The organism is Arthrobacter sp. UYCu512, assembly GCF_040547075.1.
Lineage (GTDB): Bacteria > Actinomycetota > Actinomycetes > Actinomycetales > Micrococcaceae > Arthrobacter.
In genome coordinates this window covers 1-23,426 of sequence record NZ_JBEPPA010000004.1, presented here as the reverse complement: position 1 = coordinate 23,426, position 23,426 = coordinate 1, and the positions used below count along the sequence as shown (strand labels likewise).

Below are 23,426 nucleotides of genomic sequence, written 5' to 3'. Positions count from 1 at the left end.
ACTCCACAGCATTCCTGAACGGGATGCCCGCTGACGGGGGTGTACTCCGCTAATGGCGACGTATGTTCTCAAGCGATTTCTGCAGCTGATCCCGGTTTTCCTCGGAGCGACCCTCCTGGTCTACTTCCTGGTCTTCAGCCTTCCCGGCGACCCGATCGTCGCCCTCTTCGGTGACAAGCCGGTCAACGAGTCCGTGGCAGCCCAGCTGCGGGCCCAGTACAACCTGGACCAGCCCTTCTGGATCCAGTATTTCCTGTACCTCAAGAGCATCCTCACGTTCGACCTCGGCATGGACTTCTCCGGCCGGCCGATCGCCACCGTGCTCGGCGAGGTCTTCCCCGTTACAGCCCGGCTTGCCGTGATGGCCCTCATTTTCGAAGCTGTCTTCGGCATCGCCTTCGGCCTGCTGGCCGGCCTGCGCAAAGGCAAGCTTTTTGACGCAACGGTGCTCGTCGCTTCCCTGATCGTGATCGGCATTCCGATCTTCGTCCTGGGCTTCCTGATGCAGTTCTTCATCGGTGTCCAGCTGGGCTGGGCCAAACCCACTGTCAGCTCCGCCGCCACCGTCCAGGACCTGATCCTGCCGGCCATCGTGCTGGGCTTGGGTTCCTTTGCCTACGTCCTCCGGCTGACCCGGACCAGCGTGATCGAGAACATGAGCGCGGACTACGTCCGGACAGCCACCGCCAAGGGCCTGTCCCGCGGACGGGTCGTTCGTGTGCACATCCTGCGCAACTCGCTGATCCCGGTGATCACCTTCCTGGGTGCTGATCTTGGCGCGCTGATGGGCGGCGCGATCGTGACTGAGGGAATCTTCAACGTTCCCGGCGTCGGAAACCGGCTCTACCGGGCCGTCACAACCGGTGAGGGTCCGACGGTGGTCTCGATCGTCACCGTCCTGGTCCTGATCTACGTTGTGTCCAACCTGCTCGTTGACCTGCTCTACGCCTGGCTTGACCCGAGGATCCGCTATGACTCCTGAGAACACCGTTCCCGCTGCCCGGAAGCCGCAGCCCGGCCGCGAGGCTGAACACTTCGTCGCAGACCTCGACGAGACCCCGCTCCAGGTCACCGACAAGGTCAAGGACGAGAATGCGCCGCTGAGCCTCTGGGGGGAGGCCTGGAAAAACCTCCGCCGCCAGCCGCTGTTCCTGATTTCCGCGTTCCTGATAGTTGTTGTTGTCCTGGTCAGCGTCTTCCCGGGGCTGTTTTCCCCGATCAATCCGCAGTCGGAGGCCTGCCAGTTGGCGAACTCCAACGGTGGTACCTCTGCAGGCCACCCGCTCGGGTTCACCCGGCAGGGCTGCGACGTGTATGCCCGCGTGATCTACGGGACCCAGTCCTCGGTGATCGTGGGGCTGTTCACCACCATCGGCGTGCTTGTCATTGGCGGCGTTATGGGCGCGTTGGCCGGCTATTACGGCGGCTGGGTGGACGCCATTCTGGCGCGCATCAATGACATCTTCTTTGCCCTTCCGCTGATCCTCGGCGCCATCGTACTGACCCAGTTGCCCGTTTTCCGGGCCAACCGGAACGTCTGGTCCCTGGTGGTAATCCTGGTGATCTTCGGCTGGCCGCAGATCGCCCGAATCACCCGCGGTGCCGTGATCGAGGTCCGGAACGCGGACTTCGTGACGGCTGCGCGGTCGCTGGGCGTTTCCCGGTTCCGCTCGCTCCTGCGCCACGTGATGCCCAACGCGCTCGCCCCCATCATCGTGGTGGCCACGATCTCGCTTGGCACCTTCATCGTGGCCGAATCCACGCTGTCCTTCCTTGGCATCGGGCTGCCGCCGAGCGTTATGTCCTGGGGTAACGACATCCAGTCGGCGCAGTCATCGCTGCGCTCCAACCCCATGCCGTTGCTCTACCCGGCCATCGCCCTGTCCATAACCGTCCTGAGCTTCATCATGCTGGGCGATGCCCTCCGTGATGCCTTGGATCCGAAAGCGCGCAAGCGATGAAAGGGGACGCCATGAACGCCTCTGTCGAAATTCACGAAGCGGAGACCGTTGTGCGGCCGCTGCTGGAAATCCGCGACCTGGCCATCACCTTCGCGACCAGCAACGGTGACGTCAATGCGGTCCGGAACGCGCACCTCACCGTGATGCCCGGCGAGACTGTCGCCATCGTCGGTGAGTCAGGCTCCGGCAAGTCGACGACTGCGCTGGCCGCCATCGGGCTCCTGCCCTCCAACGGCCGGGTCTCGGCCGGGCAGATCCTTTTCGACGGCGAGGATATTTCCAACGCCAGCGAGAAGCGGATGATCAAACTGCGTGGCAGCAGCATCGGCATGGTCCCGCAGGACCCGATGTCCAACCTGAACCCGGTCTGGAAGATCGGTTTCCAGGTTCGGGAGACACTCAAGGCCAACGGCCTGCCCAGCGGTACGGACGACGTCGCCAAGGTCCTCTCGCAGGCCGGGCTGCCCGACGCCGCCCGCAGGGCCAAGCAATACCCGCACGAGTTCTCCGGCGGCATGCGCCAACGCGCGCTGATCGCGATCGGCCTGTCCTGCCAGCCGCGGCTGCTGATCGCCGATGAGCCAACGTCGGCCCTGGACGTGACCGTGCAGCGCCAGATCCTGGACCACCTGGACAAGATGACCACCGAACTCGGAACGGCCGTTCTGCTCATCACCCACGACCTGGGCCTCGCCGCCGAACGCGCCGACAAGGTCGTGGTGATGTACCGCGGCCAGGTCGTGGAATCCGGGCCGTCACTGGAGCTGCTGCAGAACCCGCAGCACCCCTACACCCAGCGGCTGGTGGCTTCGGCTCCTTCACTCGCATCCCGGCGCATCCAGGTCGCGAAGGAACTGGGTGTCGAAAGCGCTGACGTCCTGTCGCCCGCAACGGACGTTGTGGTGGAGCCGGCCATGACGGAGGAAGTCCTCCGGATTGAAAACCTGACAAAGGTCTTCAAACTGCGTTCCGGCTTCGGGAAGTCGACGGACTTCGCCGCCGTCGACGATGTCTCCTTCAGCGTCAGGCGCGGAACCACAACGGCAATTGTGGGGGAGTCGGGTTCCGGCAAGTCCACGGTGGCGCAGATGGTGCTGAACCTGCTGCAGCCCACGGCGGGGAAGATTATCTTCGACGGCGTGGACACCTCCACGCTGAACAGCAAGGAAATCTTCGCCTTCCGCCGTCGGGTGCAGCCGATCTTCCAAGACCCGTACGGTTCCCTGGACCCGATGTACAACATCTTCCGGACCATTGAGGAGCCGCTGCGGACCCACAAGATCGGGGACAAGGCCAGCCGCGAGAAGAAGGTCCGGGAGTTGCTGGATCAGGTGGCACTGCCGCAGTCCACCATGCAGCGGTATCCGAACGAGCTCTCCGGCGGGCAGCGTCAACGCGTGGCGATCGCGCGTGCCCTGGCGCTGGACCCCGAGGTCATCATCTGCGACGAGGCCGTCTCGGCCCTCGACGTCCTGGTGCAGGCCCAGGTGCTGAACCTGCTCGCGGAACTGCAGTCACGGTTGGGTCTGACCTACCTGTTCATCACCCACGACCTCGCGGTGGTGCGGCAGATCGCGGACCACGTCTGCGTCATGGAGAAGGGCAGGCTGGTCGAGACCGGCTCCACGGATGAGGTCTTCGACGCGCCGCAGCAGGACTACACAAAGGCGCTGCTCAACGCCATCCCGGGTGCGCGGCTGATGCTGCCTCCGGAAGTGGCATGAGCTGATTGACCGAAGCACACGGCAGGAGCCGGTGTCCGCCTGCGGGCGGTCACCGGCTCCTGCCGTTTAACGCCTGCGTTCTTAGCGGCCGGCGGCGGATTCGGTCGAACCGGATTCCGCCTGCACTGAACCCGCTGACACGGAACCCGCCTGCCCGGAGCCCGCCTGCCCGTTGCCCGCGGACCTGAACCCCAGGTCGTCCAGCCGGCCGGCCAGCAGAAGACCCAGTGCCGTGTGCCCTGCGGGGTTCATGTGGACTCCGTCGGCCATGGAATTGGTGAGGTTGTAACGCGTCAACCAGTCGCCGACGCCCACAAAGGGGATTGAATTCCTGGCCGCCACAGTGCCCAGCAGCGTGTTGACTTCGCTGCGGCGTCCTCCGCCGTTGGCCGTCCCACGGGCGAGGGTCCCCACCATGGCCAGCCGTGCGTCGGGGTAGCGTTGCCGGATGCTGGCGATCAGCCGCTCGGCGTTGGCGGAAATCTGCGCATCGCTTGCCCCGCGGGAGGCATCATTGCCGCCGCCTTCGATCACAACAAGAGGCGGTGAGCCGTAGGGCAGCAGCCAGTCACCGTGCTGCAGGGCGTCGATGTAGTTACCAGTCGCTCCGTTGGATGCGACAAAGCCGGTGCCCCCGCGGCCGCAGAAATGGACCTCGTATCCCAGGCTGGCCAGTGCTCTCCGGGGCCAGGACGATGTGGGTTCGGACTGTGAATCACCAATCAGCACCGCGGTCCGGGAGATGTCCGCCACGACCATCTCATTGCGGCCGCTGGCCGGATTCCGGAAGACGGTTCCGGGCCGCAGGCTGCCCGGAATTGCCGATTGGGCATTCCGGACGGAAGGGCCAGTGACGGCTTCCGCACCGGGGCTGGCGGTCGTGGCGGGGGGAATCTGCCCGCAGCCTCCCACCAAGACGCCTGCGGCGATTATCGGGGCAACCAAGCGGGACAGGGCCGGGGCGATGCGCATTTGATGTCTCCGAGCTGGCTGCTGCTGTCAGAGCAAGCATGGGGCATCAGGGACGGAAAAGCCAGTGACTTTACTCACAGTCAACGCTCGATTTCCCGTGGTGCCTGACCCGGCCTTCCGACCGGAATGAGGGTTTTTAGGCCAATAAATGCCCAAGCGTTTAGAATGGAAGAAGGTGCCCTGTGCCAAAGGGGCGCATCCGTCGTGCGTTCCGGTTGGAAATGTCGCGATACAACAGCTGACTTCACCACTGAATCGAGCAATTACGCATGTCTGAAACCACCACCAACACCGCGGTAGCCACTGCATCGCGCAGTGACCTGCGCAACGTCGCGATCGTGGCCCACGTTGACCACGGCAAGACCACTCTGGTCGACGCCATGCTCAAGCAGACCAACTCCTTTGCCGCACACAACCACCTCGAAGACCGTGTGATGGACTCCGGTGACCTCGAGCGCGAAAAGGGCATCACCATCCTGGCCAAGAACACCACGGTGGCCTACAACGGACCGTCCTCCAACGGCGAGACCATCACCATCAACGTCATCGACACCCCCGGCCACGCCGACTTCGGTGGCGAGGTTGAGCGCGGCCTGTCGATGGTTGACGGCGTCGTCCTCCTCGTTGACGCTTCTGAAGGCCCGCTGCCGCAGACCCGCTTCGTCCTGCGCAAGGCGCTCGCGGCCCACCTGCCCGTGATCCTCCTGGTCAACAAGACCGACCGTCCTGACGCACGGATCGAAGAAGTTGTCCACGAATCCATGGACCTCCTCCTGGGCCTGGCCTCAGACCTCGCCGACGAAGTTCCGGACCTGGACCTGGACAAGATCCTCAACGTCCCCGTTGTCTACGCCGCTGCCAAGGTTGGCCGCGCCTCCCTCGAACAGCCCGCAGACGGTTCGGCTCCCGAGAACGAAGACCTCGAGCCGCTGTTCAAGGCCATCATTGAGCACATTCCGGCGCCGACGTACAACCCGAACGGTGTCCTCCAGGCGCACGTCACCAACCTGGATGCCTCCCCGTTCCTGGGCCGCCTGGCACTGCTGCGTATCTACAACGGCACCCTGCGCAAGGGCCAGACCGTTGCGTGGGCCCGCGCGAACGGTGAAATGAAGAACGTCAAGATCACCGAGCTGCTGGCCACCAAGGCCCTGGACCGTGTCCCGACCGAGTCCGCCGGCCCCGGCGAGATCGTCGCCGTCGCCGGCATCGAGGAGATCACCATCGGTGAGACCCTGACCGACGTGGACAACCCGCAGCCGCTGCCGCTGATCACTGTTGACGATCCGGCCATCTCCATGACCATCGGTATCAACACCTCGCCGCTGGCCGGCCGGGTCAAGGGCGCCAAGGTCACGGCCCGCCAGGTCAAGGACCGTCTGGACAAGGAACTGATCGGTAACGTCTCCATCAAGGTGCTCCCGACCGAGCGCCCGGACGCCTGGGAAGTCCAGGGCCGTGGTGAGCTCGCCTTGGCCATCCTGGTTGAGCAGATGCGCCGCGAAGGCTTCGAACTGACCGTCGGCAAGCCGCAGGTGGTCACGAAGACCGTCGACGGCAAGGTGCACGAGCCGATGGAGCACATGACCATCGACGTGCCGGAAGAGTACCTCGGCGCCGTCACCCAGCTCATGGCCGCCCGTAAGGGCCGCATGACGAACATGGCGAACCACGGCACCGGCTGGTGCCGGATGGAATTCATCGTTCCGGCCCGTGGCCTGATCGGCTTCCGTACCAAGTTCCTCACTGACACCCGAGGCGCCGGCATCGCGGCGTCCATCTCCGAGGGCTACGAGCCTTGGGCCGGTCCGATCGAGTACCGCACCAACGGTTCGATGATCGCTGACCGCGCAGGTGTTGTTACACCGTTCGCCATGATCAACCTGCAGGAACGCGGATCATTCTTCGTCCGCCCCACCTCCGAGGTTTACGAAGGCCAGATCGTCGGCGAGAACTCCCGGGCCGACGACATGGACGTCAACATCACCAAGGAAAAGAAGCTCACCAACATGCGTGCGGCTTCCTCCGACACCTTCGAGAACCTGACGCCGCCGCGCGACCTGACCCTCGAAGAGTCCCTCGAATTCGCCCGCGAAGACGAGTGTGTCGAGGTGACGCCGGAATCCATCCGTATCCGGAAACTCATCCTGGACGTCAACCAGCGCGCCAAGTCCAACCGGGCACGCGCGAAGGTCTAGTCACAGCGCCCGTCGCTGTCACGAAGGATGGTTTGTGAATAATGGAGCTGCCGGCATGGCAGGCGGTATTGCCGCCGCCGTGCCGGCAGCTCTTTTTGTTGCCCTCGCGGGCACCGCGCTGCATGGGCAGGACATCCTGGTGGGCGGCGTCGAGGTGCCGTGGGGCGCGGTTGCGGCGCTGGTCCTGCTTGGCGCCGTCGAGCTGTGGCTCAGCGCCAGGTTTCGTTCCGCCCTTCCGACGGCGGTCTGCGGAGTCATCTGCTACGCGCTGACGGGCTGGTGGTCCACCCTGGAGAACGGCAGGCGGCTGATCATTGGCGACCTGGCCGGCAGCCTCTGGATCTACGGCATCGCGGTGGTCACCGTCGGCATGCTGGTGTGGGGTCTGCGCTACCGGCGCATCCAGGGGTAGGCCCGCTGCTCGGCACCCTCTCGCCCGTCGGACATGCCCATTCTTCGGTGCCCTTCTGCGGCGGACATGCCCATTCTTCGGTGCCACGCGTGCGCATGAGGGCACTATATCCATCCGTCGTCCGCGGCGGCGGACATGCTCATCCTTCGGTACCCCTTGGGCACCCCTTCGGCTGCGGACATGCTCATTCTTGACCGCAGAACAAGTTCGGCAATTGCCCGGAACGCTTGACCCGTTCTTTTGCACATGGCGTTGAACGGCACTGTTCCGACCGTTCGCTCGGGTGCCACGCTTTTTTTATGGTCACTGCCATAGATGTTCTGGCAAAATACGACGGCGTCGCCCGCGCCAAACACCTCGCTGCCGCCGGTGTCTAGAGCTTTCAGCTCGAGTCTGCGCTCGGCTCGGGTGCCGTATCCCGGGTGGCCCGCGGCGTTTACGCGCTTACCACCGCCGATGCCCGGCTTATCGCCATTCGGTCGCTGCCGGCCGAGCCTGCGTGTGCAACGGCCGCGCAGTTCCATGGTCTGTGGGTTCTTAAGACGCCAGTGCTTCCTCATGTCGCGGTTCCCCATAGCCGCAGCTACTCCGGTTTCGTATGCCACCGGTCCGCTGCGCCGCCCACTTTGGTGGACACTGTCGTTCAAAGCCTGCGATGCCTGCCGGACCTTGACGGCCTGGTGATTGCGGAGTCGGCCGTCGCCCTCAAAGGCGTACCGCTGTCCGGGCTGCGGCTCAGGCTGAGTGGCCGAAACGATGAGAGGGAGCGCCGAATCGTGTCCGCCATCGTCCCGCAGTCGCAGTCCATCATCGAATGCATGGCCCGGTACTGGCTGCGGAGCGCCGGATTCCATGTCGAGTCCCAGGTCAATATCCCCGGAATGGGTCATATCGATCTTATGGTGGACGGCAAGCTTGGCATTGAGACGGACGGCGCTGGCTTCCACATGGACCGGACAAGCTTCGAGGAGGACCGGCGTCGGTGGAACGTGATGACCCGGCGGGGCATACCGATCCTTGTCGTCAGCTATTCGTTACTCCTGAACCGGCCCGAGGAATTCATCGGCATGGTTCGGGACGCGTTGAACAGGTCGTCCGTCGCCGCCTAGCAATGGACATGCCCTGCCTGGGGAATTGTGCGGGCCAAGTGCGGTCGGGTTAGCGGAGGACATGTGCACTTTTCGCGGGCCGAACCGGTGGGCATGTCCACTGGAGGCGGCGCGTCGTGGGCATAGTGGTGATATGTCCAGTGGCCACGGTCACGGGAGGGCATGTCCGGTTGGGGTCCGGCGCGGCGGTGCAGGGGGGACCTCTTTGGCGGCCACCACCAACCGAAAGGGGATCACGTCGTCGGAACGGCGGGTCCGGACGGTGCACGCGTCGTCGTCGCGCGCAATGAGCTCGCCCAGGGCATCTGTGAATCCGCCCTCAATCCGGTATCGGACCACCACCCGGGTGCCGGGCTCGGCGGTGGCCAGGAACTCTTGGGGCGAAGGCATCGGTGAACTCACTTGTTCATCCTAGGGTGGCTTGATTCAATCGGACGGGCCCGTGTGACGCCCGGCTAGGTTCGCGGGAACCGGCTGGGAGATAATAGGCTCAGAAGTCAGCAGCCCGGCGCTCAGGCCGGGAGCAGTAATCCGGCAGCCGCCGGAACCAACGTGGAGAGGCCAGGGACGTGACCTACGTAATCGCGCAGCCGTGTGTAGATGTCAAGGACAAGGCATGTATTGAAGAATGCCCAGTCGATTGCATCTATGAAGGTGAACGCTCCCTGTACATCCACCCCGATGAGTGCGTGGACTGTGGTGCCTGCGAGCCGGTCTGCCCCGTCGAAGCCATCTATTATGAGGACGACACTCCCGAGGAGTGGGCGGACTACTACAAGGCCAACGTCGAATTCTTTGATGAGCTGGGGTCCCCGGGCGGGGCCGCAAAGGTCGGAAATACCCACACGGACCACCCGATGATCGCTGTCCTGCCTCCGCAGAACCAAGAGAACTAAGGCGGTTCCCGGTGGCACCTGCGCTGCGAAACTTCGGTCTCAGCCTGCCCGACTATCCGTGGGAGGCCATGGCACCGTATCTGGCCAGGGCCGCAGAACACCCCGGGGGAGTCGCCAACCTGTCCATCGGAACCCCGGTGGACACCACTCCCGAGGTGGTGCAGGAAGCACTGCGTGCAGCCTCAAACGCTCCCGGCTACCCGACAGTCCACGGCACCGCAGAGCTCCGGGAAGCCATCGCGGCATGGTTCGAACGCCGACGCGGCGTCCCCGGCCTGGATCCACAGGACATTATGCCCACGGTGGGCTCCAAGGAACTCGTGGCCTGGCTCCCGCTCCTGCTCGGCCTGAAGCCGGGCGACGTCGTTGTCCGACCCACAGTCGCCTACCCCACCTACGATATCGGTGCCACATTTACCGGGGCAGAGCACGTCCCGGCCGACGACCTCGATCAACTCGATGCCGGAACCCGGGCACGGGTGCGCTTGGTCTGGGTCAACTCGCCGGCGAACCCCACCGGCAGCGTCCGCGATGCCGAATCACTGCGCCGCATCGTACGCCAGGCCCGCGAACTCGGCGCCGTCGTCGCCTCGGACGAGTGCTACGCCGAACTCGGCTGGGGCGAATGGGACGTTCAGCGCGGGGGCTCCCCGGTCCCCAGTATCCTGGATCCCCAGGTTGCGGAGGGCTCCCATGAGGGACTCCTGGCTGTGTACTCGCTGAGCAAACAGTCCAACCTGGCCGGATACCGCGCGGCTTTTGTGGCTGGCGACCCCGCCATCGTGGCGAACTTGGTCAACAGCCGCAAGCACGCCGGGATGATCGTTCCGTACCCGGTCCAAGAAGCCATGCGCGTCGCCCTCGGCGACGACGTCCATGTGCAGGCGCAAAAGGACCTTTATCGCGGCCGCCGTGAACGCATTGTGCCAGCACTGGAACGGTTTGGGCTGGCGATTCACGAGTCCCGGGCAGGTCTCTACCTCTGGGCGACCGCCGGAGAGGCCACCTGGGAGACCGTCGGCCGTCTCGCTGACCGCGGAATCGTAGTGGGACCGGGCGTGTTTTACGGTGACGCGGGCAACGGATTTATCCGGGTTGCGCTGACGGCAAGTGACGAACGGATCGACGCGGCGGCCGCCCGTTTGGCCGTGGGGCCGTAGGAATGCTGTGACACGTGCCACATCCGGTGCGTTTAGGTCGGTCCCTGGTGGCCTTGGATTAGTGCCACCCGGGATCTGCCGGTAGTTTTTAACTGACTATCAATGGTGGCTTTCCACAAGAAGGCAGCGCAGCCGTTGGAATCCGTGGCTAAAACAGGTTCCGTGGGCAGCTTCACCAGAAGTTGGACCAGCTTTCTACAGAGGCCCCGAGGCCTCAGAGGAGACTCCATGACTGAGACCACCAGCGCAACCCTGCGGCACGCCGGCGGAGAGCTTGAACTCCCGCGCATCCAGGTTGTAGAAGGAAACGAAGGCTACGACGTTTCCAAGCTGCTGAAGCAGACCGGTGCCGTTGCATTTGACCCCGGCTTTATGAACACTGCGGCAACCACCTCCGCCATCACCTACATCGATGGTGATGCCGGAATCCTGCGCTACCGCGGCTACCCGATCGAACAGCTCGCCAAGCACTCCAGCTTCCTGGAAGTTTCCTTCCTGCTGATCTACGGCAACCTGCCGACCCCCACTGAGCTGGAAGCCTTTGACCAGCGGATCCGCCACCACACCCTGCTCCACGAGGAGCTCAAGGGCTTCTTCAGCGGCTTCCCGCGTGATGCCCACCCGATGCCGGTACTGTCCTCCGCGGTGTCCGCACTTTCCACGTTCTACCAGGACTCGCTGGATCCTTTTAATGCCGAGCAGGTGGAGGTCTCCACCTACCGGCTGCTGGCCAAGATGCCGGTTATTGCCGCGTACGCCCTGAAGAAGAGCATCGGCCAGCCAATGCTCTACCCGGACAACTCGCACAACCTTGTGGAGAACTTCCTGCGATTGAGCTTCGGCTTGCCCGCCGAGCAGTACGAGGTGGACCCGGTCGTCGCCAAGGCACTGGACCTGCTCCTGATCCTGCATGCGGACCACGAGCAGAACTGCTCGACGTCAACGGTCCGGCTCGTTGGTTCCTCCAACGCCAACCTCTTCGCCTCCGTCTCCGCAGGCATCAACGCCCTCTTCGGCCCTGCCCACGGCGGCGCCAACGAGGCCGTACTGAAGATGCTCCGCCAGATCCAGGCCGACGGCACCAAGCCCGAGGACTACATGGAGAAGGTCAAGAACAAGGAGGACGGCGTCCGGCTGATGGGCTTCGGACACCGTGTGTACAAGAACTACGACCCCCGGGCCAAGATCGTGAAGGCGACGGCGCACGAGATCCTCACGAAGCTCGGCGGCAACGACGAACTCCTCGAGATCGCCCTGCGCCTGGAAGAGAAGGCGTTGAATGACGACTACTTCATCCAGCGCAAGCTCTACCCGAATGTGGACTTCTACACCGGCCTGATCTACAAGGCCATGGGTTTCCCCGAGAAGATGTTCACCGTGCTCTTCGCGATCGGCCGTCTGCCGGGCTGGATCGCCCAGTGGCGTGAAATGATCAGTGACCCCAACACCAAGATCGGCCGTCCGCGGCAGCTCTACATCGGCGAGCCGGAGCGCAACTACCCCTCCGTGTAATGCACTCAAGAAGTACGACGCCGGCCGCTCACCCCACGAGGTGAGCGGCCGGCGTCGTATATATCTCTCCTCGGGATGGTGCCCATGGGTCCGGTGGTGACCATTTGCCGAGGTGGGACGCCGGTTGCCGGTGCGCCCCGGCGTCGTGCGGGCACATTCGTGCTAAAAAGGAATAATGCCCAAATTTGTCGACGCCGCAATCCGGCGCCAGGAAGTTGTCGAAGCGGTCTTCCGGATTGTCGCAGCCGATGGACTTGAACGGGCGTCGCTGCGCGAAGTCGCAGACGAGGCCGAACTGGCTGTCGGATCCGTCCGCCATTACTTCGCCAGCAGCGACGAACTTTTGGCCCATTCGTTCGGAGTGGTTGTGGACCGGGTCGTCGGCAGGCTGGAGTCCGCCGACGAGCGCCTCGCCGGGACCCGGCCCGGGACCCCGGAACACCATCGGGGCGTGTTAACCCTGCTGGGCGAGTTCCTTCCGCTCGACGAGGAACGCGCTGTCGACGCCTGCGTCTGGATGGCTTTTAAGAACGCAGCGCGGACCAAGCCTTTCCTCGCCGCGGAGGCAGACCGGAGCCACCGGGCCGTCGCCGCGATCGTCGGACGGCTCGTGATGGATCTTTCGTCCGCGGCCGGAACCGACGCCAGCCAGGACGAGCAGCGTTTGGTCACCGAAGCTGAGCGGCTGCTGGCCACCCTCGACGGCCTCACCATGCACGCGTTATTGCAGCCCGAATGGATGACCGCGCAGGTATGCAGCGACGTGCTGGAGGCCCATCTCACCGGACTGGGCAGCCACCCCGGTAGCCATTAACCTGGGCTGACGCGAGGAATACACTGGAGTCGTACGTCGTGCCAAGGAGGCAATTGGATGCACCACACAGGCGGGCCGGGTTGGCGGATCACCATGGATACTTCGGGTCCCATGCTCATTGCACTGTACCTTCGCGACGCGGCCGGGCTGGACGGCGCCGGGCATCCAGCCCTATGCCACGCGGCGCCGAAAATCCGGCCCGCTGACCACACACACCTCATCGCGGAGGTGGGCGGGGTTAGCGCGCTGAGGACGGAATGGGAGGCGTGGTGGGAACAACTCCTGAAAGCGCATCCCGAGATGTCGCCGGAACTGGGTCCGCCCGGCTTCCGTGACTTCGGCAATTCCCCTGCCCTCCGGCGGGTACTCCAGGCGCATTTTGGAGCTGCGCTGTCCTGGGCCCGGGAACGCCGCGGCGAGTACCTGACGTTGGAAGCTGAACGTGAAGTCGCTGGGTCGGTGCAGCTGCTGCAGGACATGGTGGATGACAGGCTGCTCGAGGTGGGCCGGGCCGCCAGGGATTTCACCCTGACCATCATTGAACTTCCACTTGCAGAACCCCGGGCCTGGTATCTGGAGCCGGACAAGATCGTGATGAGCTCTGAGCTGCTCTCCCAGCCGGAGCTGTTCCGCAGCTTTGTGCAGCCCGTGGTGGATTTGCTGGTCTGAGTTCCGCCGGTCCGTGCACTGCATGCGGACCGAACTCACCGCTTAGCGCGCCGGCTCTTCGGCGACGGTGATCCTGAGAAGCCCGGCCGGCATTTCCGCCGGCTGCCAGCCGTTGCGCTTCTGCCTGCTCCATTGGCGCCCGTCGACCTGGACTTCCGTGACGGAGAGGACCTTGGCGTTGGCAACCGCCCACTGGGCGACGGCCCACGCCTGGGCACCTTCGGTTTCCAGTACAAGGCTCCGGGCCTCCGTGGTGGCAGGAATTGCGCCAAAGTCGGCGGTCAGCCTGTCCTGCACGGCGGCCGGGTCGCCCGCCGCATCGGGGTCCCGCAGGGTGCAGTCGAGGCCCGCGGGGGTCTGTCCGGTCAGTGCGGAGGCGAAAGCACGGGCCATCGGCTCATGCGCCGCGTAAGCGTTCGGGTAGGCCGATCGCTGGACGCGCTGCGCGGCGTCGGTGATGGCCATGTTCTGGAAGCCCGGGATCTTCACCAGGGCATCGTAGAAGGCGTTGCTCGCATGGTGGGGATCCATCACCTGATCCGTTGTGCCCCAGCCCTGCGAGGGGCGCTGCTGGAAGAGGCCACGCGAGTCCGGGCCGGCTTCGTCGCCGTGGCCGATGTTCCGGAGCTTGGACTCCTGCATTGCCGTGGCCAAGGCAATACTGGCCGCCCGGGCCGGGAGGCCCCGCCGGACGGCGACGGCCGCGATCAAGCCGGCATTGGCGGCCTGATCCGCGGCAAGATCATCGCTGCTGCCACCCACAGCTGTACAACGTTCGGTGATAAGGACTTCCGAGCGCTGCAGGAAGGTCACGGCCGTGTAGATCCCGCCGGCGACCAGCGCGAGGGTCAGCAGCAGCACAAGCCGACGGCGCAAGCTGCCTCTGCGTGCCACGAACTACTCCCTCAGGCCCTGCCGGGGCCGCGGTATTCTGCCGACGGTTTTATCTTTGCGCACCCCGGCCTAGTTTGCGTGAAGTGCCTCGTTGAGTTCAACGGTTTGGCCCTTACGGGGGAGGACCTCAACCTCGCCGGTGGAGGAGTTGCGGCGGAACAGTAGATTGGGCACACCCGAGAGCTCAACGGCCTTGACGATCCGGCTGGTGTCTTCGCCGTCGGCGTCATTGGCGCCGACCACGCGGACGCGGGTGCCGGCCGTCACGTACAGGCCGGCCTCTACGACGGAGTCATCGCCGATGCTGATGCCCACCCCGGAATTGGCGCCCAGCAGTACGCGTTCGCCCAGCGAAATCTTTTCCTTGCCGCCGCCGGACAGGGTCCCCATGATCGAGGCGCCGCCGCCGACGTCGGACCCGTCACCGGCGACCACACCGGCCGAAATACGGCCTTCGACCATCGAGCTGCCGAGCGTACCGGCGTTGAAGTTCACAAATCCTTCGTGCATCACTGTGGTGCCTTCAGCCAGGTACGCACCGAGGCGGACGCGGTCGGCGTCGGCAATCCGCACGCCGGAGGGGACAACATAGTCGACCATGCGGGGGAACTTGTCCACGCCGTAGACGGTGACGGCGCCGCGCCTGCGCAGCCGGGCGCGGGTCAGTTCGAAGCCCTCAACGGCGGCCGGCCCGAAGCTGGTCCACACAACGTTGGGGAGCTTGCCGAAGATCCCGTCCAGGTTGATGCTGTTCGGCCTGACCAGGCGGTGGGAGAGCAGATGCAGGCGCAAGTAGGCGTCTGCGGTATCGGCGGGCGCTTCGTCAAGGTGGATCTGGACGAACACGACCTTCTGCTCGGTGCCGCGGTCAGCGTCAGCGCCGGTCGAGGCGATCTCGAGGAGCGCCTGGTCCGCGTTGGCTACATCCCGGAGGCTCTCGGCCGCAGTCCCCAGGGCCGGGGCCGGGAACCAGACATCCAGCACGGTGGCTGCACCGTTGCCGGTCGCGATCGTGGCAACGCCGTATCCGTAGGCGGAGCGGGCGTCGGCGGGCACGGCGGAAGAAGCGGTTTCAGTCATGTTCCCAGTGTATCGACGGCGGCTGCGGTGGCCGAAACCGGCACCTTCCACATGACCGGGTGGTTGACGCTGACGGGGTTACCCGGAATGCCGCATACGCGGGACGGCCAGGGAGGCCAGCGGATAAAGTGGGAGGGTGACTGCCCCGGACCCGAACCTGCACCCAAACGCCCGCACCCACGCTGCCGCCCGCCTGGACCTGCACCAGGACGTTGCCCTGCTGACAGCGCAGCTGATCGACATTTACAGTGTTTCCGGCGCTGAGGGGGAACTGGCCGACGCGGTGGAGCATGCCCTGCGTGCCATCAACGGGCTGGACGTGGTCCGCGACGGTGACGCAATCATTGCCCGGACCAATCTGGGCCGGGCCGAACGGGTTATCCTGGCCGGGCACCTGGACACGGTGCCGCTGCCCGCGACGGACGGCTCCCTTGGTACCGTACCGTCCTACTGGCCCTCGGGCGCGCCCGGAAAGGGGATTCTCTACGGGCGCGGTGCCACCGATATGAAGGGCGGCGTCGCGGTTCAGCTGGCCCTCGCGGCAGGGCTGTTCGACGCAGGCGCGGAGCCGGACAAGGACGTGACGTTCGTCTTCTACGACCACGAAGAGGTTGAGGCCGTCAAGAGCGGACTGGGCCGCTTGGTCCGTAACCACGGCGGCCTGCTGGACGGGGACTTCGCGATCCTGCTGGAACCCACGGACGGGACGGTCGAGGGCGGGTGCAACGGCACGATCCGCTTCGAGGTGACCACCGTTGGCGAAGCGGCGCATTCGGCCCGCGCTTGGATGGGCAGCAATGCAATCCACGCAGCCGCGCCAATCCTTGCCCGGCTCGCCGAGTACCAACCCCGCACCATCAACGTGGACGGGCTGGACTACCGCGAGAGCCTCAACGCGGTGAAAATCAACGGCGGAACCGCCGGAAACGTCATCCCGGACCGCTGCGTTGTCGAAATCAACTATCGCTTCGCCCCGGACAAATCCCCGGACGACGCCGAACAGCACGTCAGGAAGCTGCTGGCGGGATTCGACGTCGTTCGCACCGACGCTGCAGCGGGCGCCCGGCCCGGGCTGAACCACGCGGCCGCCGCGTCCTTCGTGGCTGCCGTGGGTGGGGAGCCGAAACCAAAATACGGCTGGACCGACGTCGCCCGCTTTAGTGAGTTGGGCATCCCCGCGGTGAACTTCGGCCCGGGGGACGCTTTGCTGGCGCACAAGGACAACGAGCATGTCGAGGCCGATGCGATCCGCGAATGCCTGCGTGCGCTGCGGAGCTGGCTCGCCGGCTAGCACCGCCAAACAGCAAAAAAGGTCCGGAACCCTGGTTCCGGACCTTTTTCGTGCTGCGAGCGAACTATTTGGTGTCGACGGCTACCTGGCCTTGGCCATACCGCCGGCTGCTTTTTTCGAGCCACGGCGTTCGATCCAGATGGCCAACCGGGATACTGCCAGGTTGATCAGGATGTAAATCGCCGCGGCCACAAAGAAGATGGGGAAGAGGAACTGCGGGCCGAGGAAGTCCGCCATGACCTGCACGGCGCGCAGGAGCTCACCGTACGCCACGATGTACCCCAACGAGGTGTCCTTAAGAAGAACAACAAGCTGGGCTACAAGCGAGGGCAGCATCCGGCGGATCGCCTGCGGCAATTCAATGAACATACGGGATTGGAAGCTGGTCAGGCCGATGGCCAGGCCTGCTTCACGCTGGCCCTTAGGCAGCGACTGGACGCCGGCGCGGATGATCTCCGCGAAGATCGCAGCGTTGTAGAGCACGAGCCCTGCAACGACGGCGACGTAGGAACTGGTCCCGAACACCAGCAGTACAAAGAACATCATCAGCACCACTGGCATGCCGCGCAGGAATTCCAGGACAACCCGGATCGGAATCCGGATCGCCGGTACCAAGGAAATCCGCAGCAGGCTAATGACCAGGCCCAGCGGGAAGGCAATGACGGCAGCGACGGCCGCTGCGGTCAGGGTGGCGCCAAGCCCGTCGCCAATGAGTTTCCAGACGTCGGGATTGCCGAAGATTTCCCAGCGGCGCGCCTCGAAGATCCCCTGCGAGGCAAGGGTGGCGATAGCCAAGGCCAGCAGCCCGGCGATCAGGAGCGCACCGATGACAGAAGCGATCAAAGAGATGCGGCGGGCCTTGGGCCCGGGGACGTCGTAGAGAACGGAAGTCATCGGGCGATCGCCACCTTTCGTTCAACGCGGGCGGCAAAGATGCCGAGCGGGATAGTGATCAGGAGGTAGAAGAAAGCGACTCCGGCAAGGACCCAAAGAACCTTGTCACCATTGGCGTTCGCCAGTTGCTTGCCCTCGCCGAAGAGTTCAAGGACAAAAAAGGCGCCGGCAACCGAGGAGTTCTTCACGAGGGCGATCAGGATATTGATCATCGGTGGAATCACGGTGCGCAGGGCCTGCGGCAGGACAATGTGGGAGAGCACCTGGCCGAAACCCATACCGATACTGCGTGCAGCTTCAGCTTGGCCTACTGGAACGCTGTTTACACCGGACCGGACGGCCTCGGCGATAAAAGCGGAGGTGTAAGCGCTCAGGGCGATGATCGCGGCAACTTCGAACTGCTGGAACGTCACACCCAACCGCGGCAGCACAATGGCGGCGAAAAAGAAGGCAATCGTCAGGGGGGTATTGCGGACAATTTCGACATAGAACATGCTGAACCCCCGCAACGCCGCCACCGGGGAGACGCGGGCTGCTGCCAGCAGGGTACCGACGATCAAGGAGATAATGCCGGAAACGACGGCAAGAAAAAGGGTTCTGAGAAATCCGTCCCAATACGCCGGGAGGTTTTCAATGATGACGTCCATAGGGTCCTTCAGCTGCGTTGAGGGGGCCAGGCGGAAGACGGAAATGGCGGCGGCCCGCGCCGGTCAAGGCACTTGCCGCCGCCACACCGGCTAGTAGCGGTTGATGGCGGGGAGTTCCGGGACGGTCTTGATGACCTTGCCCGCGGTACCTTCCCAAGCCTTCTTGTAGGTGTCGTCCTTGGCAAACGCTTCGAGCTGGTCGTTGATCCAGCCGCGGAAGGCGGTGTCGCCCTTTTTCAGGCCGATGCCGTAAGGCTCCTTGGTGAACGTCTGGTCAGAAGCCAGCTTGAAGGCCTCCGGCTCCTTGTCGACAAATCCGGCGAGGATCACGTTGTCGGTGGTGATGGCTTCAACCTGCTTGTTGCGCAGCGGCTCAAGGCAGGCGGAGTAGGTTGCTGCCGGGACAAGCTCAGCTCCGTACTTCTCCACGATGGTGCCGGCCGGTGTTGAGCCGGTCACGGAGCAAACCTTCTTGCCCTTGACGTCCTCGGGCTTGGTGATGGAGGTGTTGTCCTTGTTCACCATCAGCGCCTGGCCGGCTTCGTAGTACGGTCCGGCGAAGTCGACCTCGTTTTTACGCTTGTCGCTGATCGTGTAGGTAGCGACGATGATGTCGACCTTGCCCTGCTTGATGAATTCCTCGCGGTTGGCGGACACCGTTTCCACCCACTCGATCTTGTCGGCGGGGATGCCCAGCTTGCCGGCGATGGCCTTGCCGATTTCGACGTCGAAGCCCACCGGCTTGCCGTCCAGGCCCTTCTGGCCGAAGAGCGGCTGGTCAAACTTGGTGCCAATGGTGATCTTGCCTGCCGAGGAGAGCTTCGCCATGGTGGTGTCGGCTGCAAAGCTCGGCTTCTCGGCGACCGGCGGGGCGCTGGTGGTGGTGCTGCTGCTGCCGCCGCAAGCGCTCAGGCCGAGGGCTACTGCAGCGGATGCTGCGATCAACAGGGATTTCCTACGGGTCAAAAATGCCTTCATGGCATTCCTTTCATTGGAGGGCCATTGGTGGACGGCCAGGATGCGAATCGTATGGTCGGCTAATGGGTCAACAGCTTGGACAGGAAGTCCTTGGCGCGGTCGGTTTTGGGATTGGTGAAGAACTCCTCAGGCGTGGCGTCCTCGATGATTTCACCGTCGGCCATAAACACCACGCGGTCCGCTGCCTTGCGGGCGAATCCCATCTCGTGCGTTACCACGATCATGGTCATGCCGTCCTTCGCCAACTGGACCATCACGTCGAGGACTTCGTTGATCATTTCCGGGTCAAGGGCCGAGGTGGGCTCATCGAAGAGCATAACCTTGGGTTTCATGGCCAGGGCCCGGGCGATCGCGACGCGCTGCTGCTGTCCGCCGGAAAGCTGGGCGGGGAGTTTTGGGGCCTGATGTCCGACGCCGACGCGCTCCAGCAGCGTCATAGCTTCCTTGTCGGCCTGCGCCTTGGACTCGCCCTTGACCTTAATCGGCCCGAGCGTGACGTTTTCCAGGATCGTTTTGTGCGCGAAGAGGTTGAAGGACTGGAACACCATTCCGACGTCGGCCCGCAGCTTGGCGAGGTCTTTGCCCTCGGCGGGCAGTTCCTTTCCGTCAATGGTGATGACGCCGTCGTCGATCGTTTCGAGGCGGTTAATGGCACGGCAGAGCGTGGACTTGCCGGATCCCGACGGTCCGATGACAACAACAACCTCGCCCTTGCGGACGTTCAGGTTGATGTCCTTCAGCACGTGCAACTGGCCGTAGTGCTTATTGACGGCATTCAGGGAGACGAGAGCATCGCCGGGCACTTGAGTAGTCATAAGAAGAATCTAGCGAACATCGGCGGCATATGACCGCAATCACTCCTACTTCCTACGGATCGTAATTGAAGAGATACCTGCAGGTCAGAGACTCTGGGGCAACCTCGGGTAACCTCCGGCGCTGCGCTGCGCTGCGGACCGGCACTGCGCGCAGCGGTGTCCCCGCGGGGCTGAGCCGGTGGGCCGGGGCATCCGCGCTACCCTGTGGGCATGAGTACAGATTCGCAGCAGCACGATCAGCCGGCCGGCGCCGCAACGACAGCCGGCAACACACCCGGCGCAGGCGCCGGACAGCCGCCAGCCAGCGTTGGTGACGCGCCGCCGGCCGCCGGGATCCGGCGTAAGGGTCCGCTGGAATTGCGGCGCAAAGCTGCCAAAGTCACGATGTCCGACAGCACGCTGCTGGATACGAAGGGTCCGGGCCAGTTCGTCCACACCGACCCGTGGCGTGTCCTCAGGATCCAAAGCGAGTTTGTCGAAGGGTTCGGTGCGCTGGCGGACCTGGGCCCGGCGGTCAGCGTATTCGGCTCGGCCCGGACCGTACCCGGCAGCACTAACTACGAACTCGCCGTCGAAGTGGGACGTCAGCTGGCAGAAGCCGGGTTGGCCGTGATCACCGGCGGCGGCCCCGGTTCGATGGAGGCAGCCAATAAGGGCGCAGTGCAGGGCAACGGGGTGTCTGTGGGGCTCGGCATCGAACTGCCCTTCGAGCAGGGGATGAACCAGTGGGTGGACCTGGGTATCAACTTCCGTTACTTCTTCGCCCGCAAAACCATGTTCGTGAAGTACGCCCAGGGGTTCATTGTGCTCCCGGGCGGCCTCGGGACACTTGATGAACTCTTCGAGGCTATGGTCCTCGTCCAGACCCGGAAAGTCACCTCCTTCCCGATTGTCCTGATCGGCTCAGACTTCTGGGCGCCGATGCTGGCGTGGATTCAAAACACGCTGGTCTCCGAGGGAATGATGTCAGCGGAGGATCTGGACCTGCTGCAGGTCGTGGACGACCCGGCCCTGGCGGTCGCGCTGGTTGTGGAGGGCGCCGCACGGCACCGGAATCCCAACGGGACAAGCACCTCCAGCGGAACGGTAAACGGCTCCGGCCCAGAAACAGCCGGCGGCACGCGCGGCTGACCGCCCGCCCGCCCGCCGGAGGAGCGCCCGTCTGGCACGATGGGAGAGTGAGTTTTTTCCTGGTCCTTCTTGCGGTCGCGCTGACCGGCGCCGCGTTCCTCCTTGGCACCGGCAACGCGTCGAAGATCTTCCGCGGCCGCCGGGGCACAGACTCCGGCGAGCTGCACGCCCTCGATGACGGCTTCGACCAGCCGGTTGCCAACCTTCCGCCGGTGCTGCTTCCGGCCCAGGCCGTGCCGTCCGACGTCGACCGGCTGCGTTTTGCTGTGGCCCTTCGCGGTTACCGGATGGACCAGGTGGACGAGGTGCTCGATGAGTTGCGGGACCAGCTCGCCGCCAAAGACGGCACCATCGCGGATCTTGGCGCTGAACTCGCACGCCGTCGGCGGGAACCGTGAGAAGTGAACCGCCGCAGGCCCGGGCGCCGGCGGCCGAGCATGTTCCGGCCAGGCGGGGTGTAGCCGGGCTGGCTGTCGGGCTGGCTGCCCGGCTGGCGGGCTGGCCATGGTGGGCCCAGGTGGCCGGGCTCTACGCCGCCGCCCGGTTCATCAGTGCCTGCATTTTTATGGCCGCCGCCCTGCACCAGGGCCCCAATCCTTGGTTCCCGGCGAAGCCGGACTATTGGTCGTTCATAAATATCTGGGACGCCCGCTGGTATGGCGAAGCACTCCAAAACGGCTACCCGGACGTCTTGCCGACGGACGGTGCCGGAAACGTTCAGGAGAACGCGTGGGCGTTCTACGCGCTCTTTCCCATGCTGGGCCGGGTGGTCGCCGGGCTGACCGGAATGACCCCCGCGTTCGCCCTGACGCTTATTGCCATGCTCTGCGGTCTGGGTGCGGCACTTGTCATCTACCGGCTCTTCCGGCTCCGGGCCACACCCGGCGCCGCGCTGTGGGGAACAGTGTTGGTTTCCACCTTCCCGGTGTCGCCGGTGCTCCAGGTGCCCTACGCCGAGTCGCTGAACCTGCTGTTGCTGTCCACCGCCCTGCTGCTGGTGATGGAGCGCCGCTACCTGTGGGCCATGCCGGCCGTAGTACTGATGTGCCTGTCCCGGCCCACCGGGGTGCCTTTCGCCGCGATGCTGGGGATGCTGTTCCTCTTCCGGGTGTGGCGGCGACACCCCCGCACCCGCCGGCCGGCCCTCGGGGATGGTCCCGGGACCGGCGCCGCGGAGTGGTCCTTGGCGGCCACCCACAGCAGGACCGAACTCTGGTCGCTCGGCGGGCTGACAGCGGTCAGCGGAATCGGCGCCCTCGCCTGGCCGGTAATCGCCTGGTACGTTACCGGCGACCTGCAGGCCTATACAAAAACTGAAACCGTCTGGCGCGGCGAGGAGTTGGTGGCGCTAAAACCCTGGTTCGACACCGGAATTCTGCTCTTCGGACCGGTTATTGGGGTGCTGGCGCCTTTCGCTTTCGTTGCGCTGTTCGCGGCGGCCATGATGTCCCGCCCCGTGCGTGCGCTGGGCGCTGAACTGCGGCTGTGGTGTGTCTGCTACCTGGGCTACCTGCTGGTCTTCCTGCACCCCCAGACCAGCACGTTCCGGATGCTGCTGCCGCTCTTCCCGCTGGCCCTCGGCGCAGCCTTCATCTCCCGGTCCCGCGCTTACCGCGGCACCCTGGTGATCATGTTCCTGCTGCTGCAGATGGTCTGGATCGTGTGGCTGTGGGCCTGGGCGCCACTGCCCGGCGGAGGGGACTATCCGCCGTGACGCGGAGCACCTTTGGGCGCAGCCGGCCCGGTGCGGCGCGGCGCGTCGGAAAGTCCAGCGATTAGCTACAGCCGCGTTGTTACGCGATAATAGCTGGTAAGCAAGGACAAGAAGCAAACTGAGTATGTGGCCCTGATGGTACCCATCACGGCCGCCGGGCAGCTTGATTGACTAAGCGGACGCAGCCCGGCCGGGCTGGTATGTCACTGGACTAATGGAGGGGATATTCCTTATGGCGGCAATGAAACCACGCACCGGCGACGGCCCGATGGAAGTTACCAAAGAAGGACGAAGCTTGATCATGCGTGTGCCGCTCGAAGGTGGCGGACGGCTCGTGGTCGAACTCAACTCCGCTGAAGCTGCCAATTTGAAGGAATGCCTCGTCGGCGTTACCGAATAGCTTCGCTGAATGCTCTAACAGCGGGCGGGGGGGGCCCCCCCGGGGGGGGGGGGCCCCCCCCCCGGGGGGGGGGGGGCCCCCCCCCCCCCCCCCCCCCGGGGGGGGCCCGGGCACCCGACTAAGCGGGCCCCCCCACCCCGCCCCGGGGGGGGCGA

Annotated in this window: 25 protein-coding genes; 16 read left to right on the top strand and 9 right to left on the bottom strand. The window is 64.6% G+C overall.

The window, feature by feature from the left end; translation table 11 throughout:
* Positions 1-52 precede the first annotated feature (52 nt).
* Genes ABIB49_RS05255 through ABIB49_RS05245 form a run of 3 tightly spaced genes read left to right on the top strand, consistent with a single transcriptional unit; the run spans position 53 to position 3,685 of the window.
* Positions 53-982, top strand: coding sequence for an ABC transporter permease (locus tag ABIB49_RS05255; protein WP_226776086.1), 930 nt, complete (start codon positions 53-55; stop codon positions 980-982).
* The gene (locus tag ABIB49_RS05250; protein WP_226776087.1) at positions 972-1,961 is read left to right on the top strand and encodes an ABC transporter permease; all 990 of its coding nucleotides are present in this window, start codon (positions 972-974) and stop codon (positions 1,959-1,961) included. The genes ABIB49_RS05255 and ABIB49_RS05250 overlap by 11 nt, the downstream gene beginning before the upstream one ends.
* 11 nt (positions 1,962-1,972) lie before the next feature.
* Complete coding sequence (locus ABIB49_RS05245; RefSeq protein WP_354156802.1) at positions 1,973-3,685, top strand: dipeptide ABC transporter ATP-binding protein; 1,713 nt, start codon at positions 1,973-1,975, stop codon at positions 3,683-3,685.
* A gap of 81 nt (positions 3,686-3,766) precedes the next feature.
* On the opposite strand, the gene ABIB49_RS05240 is transcribed toward ABIB49_RS05245, so the two are convergent.
* Positions 3,767-4,657: an SGNH/GDSL hydrolase family protein gene (locus ABIB49_RS05240; protein WP_354156801.1), complete on the bottom strand. Its 891-nt coding sequence runs from the start codon at positions 4,655-4,657 to the stop codon at positions 3,767-3,769.
* Positions 4,658-4,926: 269 nt separating this feature from the next.
* Here ABIB49_RS05240 and typA point away from each other — a divergent pair, with 269 nt between their 5' ends.
* Entirely contained in the window at positions 4,927-6,855 is a 1,929-nt protein-coding gene (gene typA / locus ABIB49_RS05235) for a translational GTPase TypA (RefSeq protein ID WP_226776090.1), read from the top strand.
* A gap of 34 nt (positions 6,856-6,889) precedes the next feature.
* The gene (locus tag ABIB49_RS05230) at positions 6,890-7,267 is read left to right on the top strand and encodes a hypothetical protein (protein ID WP_226776091.1); all 378 of its coding nucleotides are present in this window, start codon (positions 6,890-6,892) and stop codon (positions 7,265-7,267) included.
* Between the two features lie 104 nt (positions 7,268-7,371).
* Here the strand turns inward: ABIB49_RS05230 and ABIB49_RS05225 are convergent, their stop codons facing one another.
* Positions 7,372-7,791: a hypothetical protein gene (locus tag ABIB49_RS05225; RefSeq protein WP_354156800.1), complete on the bottom strand. Its 420-nt coding sequence runs from the start codon at positions 7,789-7,791 to the stop codon at positions 7,372-7,374.
* Positions 7,792-7,896: 105 nt separating this feature from the next.
* Here ABIB49_RS05225 and ABIB49_RS05220 point away from each other — a divergent pair, with 105 nt between their 5' ends.
* Positions 7,897-8,376 (top strand): endonuclease domain-containing protein, encoded by a 480-nt coding sequence (locus ABIB49_RS05220; RefSeq protein WP_354156799.1) that lies wholly within the window; start codon positions 7,897-7,899, stop codon positions 8,374-8,376.
* Between the two features lie 150 nt (positions 8,377-8,526).
* Here ABIB49_RS05220 and ABIB49_RS05215 read toward each other — a convergent pair whose 3' ends face one another.
* On the bottom strand, positions 8,527-8,778 hold the full coding sequence (locus ABIB49_RS05215; RefSeq protein ID WP_226776093.1) for a putative acetyltransferase: 252 nt from the start codon (positions 8,776-8,778) through the stop codon (positions 8,527-8,529).
* A 167-nt stretch (positions 8,779-8,945) separates the two neighbouring features.
* On the opposite strand from ABIB49_RS05215, the gene fdxA reads away from it, so the two are divergent.
* From fdxA to ABIB49_RS05190, 5 genes are all read left to right on the top strand, one after another.
* Entirely contained in the window at positions 8,946-9,272 is a 327-nt protein-coding gene (gene fdxA, locus ABIB49_RS05210) for a ferredoxin (protein WP_226776094.1), read from the top strand.
* 11 nt (positions 9,273-9,283) lie between these two features.
* Entirely contained in the window at positions 9,284-10,432 is a 1,149-nt protein-coding gene (dapC, locus tag ABIB49_RS05205; protein ID WP_226776095.1) for a succinyldiaminopimelate transaminase, read from the top strand.
* 228 nt (positions 10,433-10,660) lie between these two features.
* Positions 10,661-11,944: a citrate synthase gene (locus ABIB49_RS05200; protein WP_226776096.1), complete on the top strand. Its 1,284-nt coding sequence runs from the start codon at positions 10,661-10,663 to the stop codon at positions 11,942-11,944.
* Between the two features lie 175 nt (positions 11,945-12,119).
* A complete protein-coding gene (locus tag ABIB49_RS05195) occupies positions 12,120-12,758 on the top strand; it encodes a TetR/AcrR family transcriptional regulator (protein WP_226776097.1) in 639 nt (212 codons plus the stop codon).
* A 57-nt stretch (positions 12,759-12,815) separates the two neighbouring features.
* The gene (locus ABIB49_RS05190) at positions 12,816-13,427 is read left to right on the top strand and encodes a hypothetical protein (protein ID WP_226776098.1); all 612 of its coding nucleotides are present in this window, start codon (positions 12,816-12,818) and stop codon (positions 13,425-13,427) included.
* Positions 13,428-13,469: 42 nt separating this feature from the next.
* On the opposite strand, the gene ABIB49_RS05185 is transcribed toward ABIB49_RS05190, so the two are convergent.
* Together ABIB49_RS05185 and dapD are read right to left on the bottom strand one after the other, a co-directional pair.
* On the bottom strand, positions 13,470-14,321 hold the full coding sequence (locus ABIB49_RS05185; protein ID WP_226776099.1) for a hypothetical protein: 852 nt from the start codon (positions 14,319-14,321) through the stop codon (positions 13,470-13,472).
* A gap of 69 nt (positions 14,322-14,390) precedes the next feature.
* Positions 14,391-15,401 (bottom strand): 2,3,4,5-tetrahydropyridine-2,6-dicarboxylate N-succinyltransferase, encoded by a 1,011-nt coding sequence (gene dapD, locus ABIB49_RS05180; RefSeq protein ID WP_226776100.1) that lies wholly within the window; start codon positions 15,399-15,401, stop codon positions 14,391-14,393.
* 136 nt (positions 15,402-15,537) lie between these two features.
* On the opposite strand from dapD, the gene dapE reads away from it, so the two are divergent.
* Complete coding sequence (gene dapE, locus ABIB49_RS05175; RefSeq protein WP_282359649.1) at positions 15,538-16,692, top strand: succinyl-diaminopimelate desuccinylase; 1,155 nt, start codon at positions 15,538-15,540, stop codon at positions 16,690-16,692.
* Positions 16,693-16,773: 81 nt separating this feature from the next.
* Here dapE and ABIB49_RS05170 read toward each other — a convergent pair whose 3' ends face one another.
* The 4 genes from ABIB49_RS05170 to ABIB49_RS05155 all read right to left on the bottom strand — a co-directional run bounded on the left by ABIB49_RS05170 (position 16,774) and on the right by ABIB49_RS05155 (position 20,026).
* Positions 16,774-17,586, bottom strand: coding sequence for an amino acid ABC transporter permease (locus tag ABIB49_RS05170; RefSeq protein WP_226776102.1), 813 nt, complete (start codon positions 17,584-17,586; stop codon positions 16,774-16,776).
* On the bottom strand, positions 17,583-18,233 hold the full coding sequence (locus ABIB49_RS05165) for an amino acid ABC transporter permease (RefSeq protein ID WP_226776103.1): 651 nt from the start codon (positions 18,231-18,233) through the stop codon (positions 17,583-17,585). Before ABIB49_RS05165 ends, ABIB49_RS05170 begins: the two co-directional genes overlap by 4 nt.
* Before the next feature lie 90 nt (positions 18,234-18,323).
* Entirely contained in the window at positions 18,324-19,211 is an 888-nt protein-coding gene (locus ABIB49_RS05160) for a glutamate ABC transporter substrate-binding protein (protein ID WP_253032297.1), read from the bottom strand.
* Between the two features lie 59 nt (positions 19,212-19,270).
* Complete coding sequence (locus ABIB49_RS05155) at positions 19,271-20,026, bottom strand: amino acid ABC transporter ATP-binding protein (RefSeq protein ID WP_226776105.1); 756 nt, start codon at positions 20,024-20,026, stop codon at positions 19,271-19,273.
* A gap of 384 nt (positions 20,027-20,410) precedes the next feature.
* On the opposite strand from ABIB49_RS05155, the gene ABIB49_RS05150 reads away from it, so the two are divergent.
* The 4 genes from ABIB49_RS05150 to ABIB49_RS05135 all read left to right on the top strand — a co-directional run bounded on the left by ABIB49_RS05150 (position 20,411) and on the right by ABIB49_RS05135 (position 23,271).
* Complete coding sequence (locus ABIB49_RS05150; RefSeq protein WP_502913768.1) at positions 20,411-21,157, top strand: LOG family protein; 747 nt, start codon at positions 20,411-20,413, stop codon at positions 21,155-21,157.
* Positions 21,158-21,204: 47 nt separating this feature from the next.
* Positions 21,205-21,555 (top strand): DivIVA domain-containing protein, encoded by a 351-nt coding sequence (locus tag ABIB49_RS05145; RefSeq protein ID WP_226776107.1) that lies wholly within the window; start codon positions 21,205-21,207, stop codon positions 21,553-21,555.
* A gap of 68 nt (positions 21,556-21,623) precedes the next feature.
* Positions 21,624-22,871, top strand: coding sequence for a putative hexosyltransferase (locus ABIB49_RS05140; RefSeq protein ID WP_502913767.1), 1,248 nt, complete (start codon positions 21,624-21,626; stop codon positions 22,869-22,871).
* A 232-nt stretch (positions 22,872-23,103) separates the two neighbouring features.
* On the top strand, positions 23,104-23,271 hold the full coding sequence (locus tag ABIB49_RS05135) for a DUF3117 domain-containing protein (RefSeq protein ID WP_160664543.1): 168 nt from the start codon (positions 23,104-23,106) through the stop codon (positions 23,269-23,271).
* Positions 23,272-23,426: the final 155 nt, after the last annotated feature.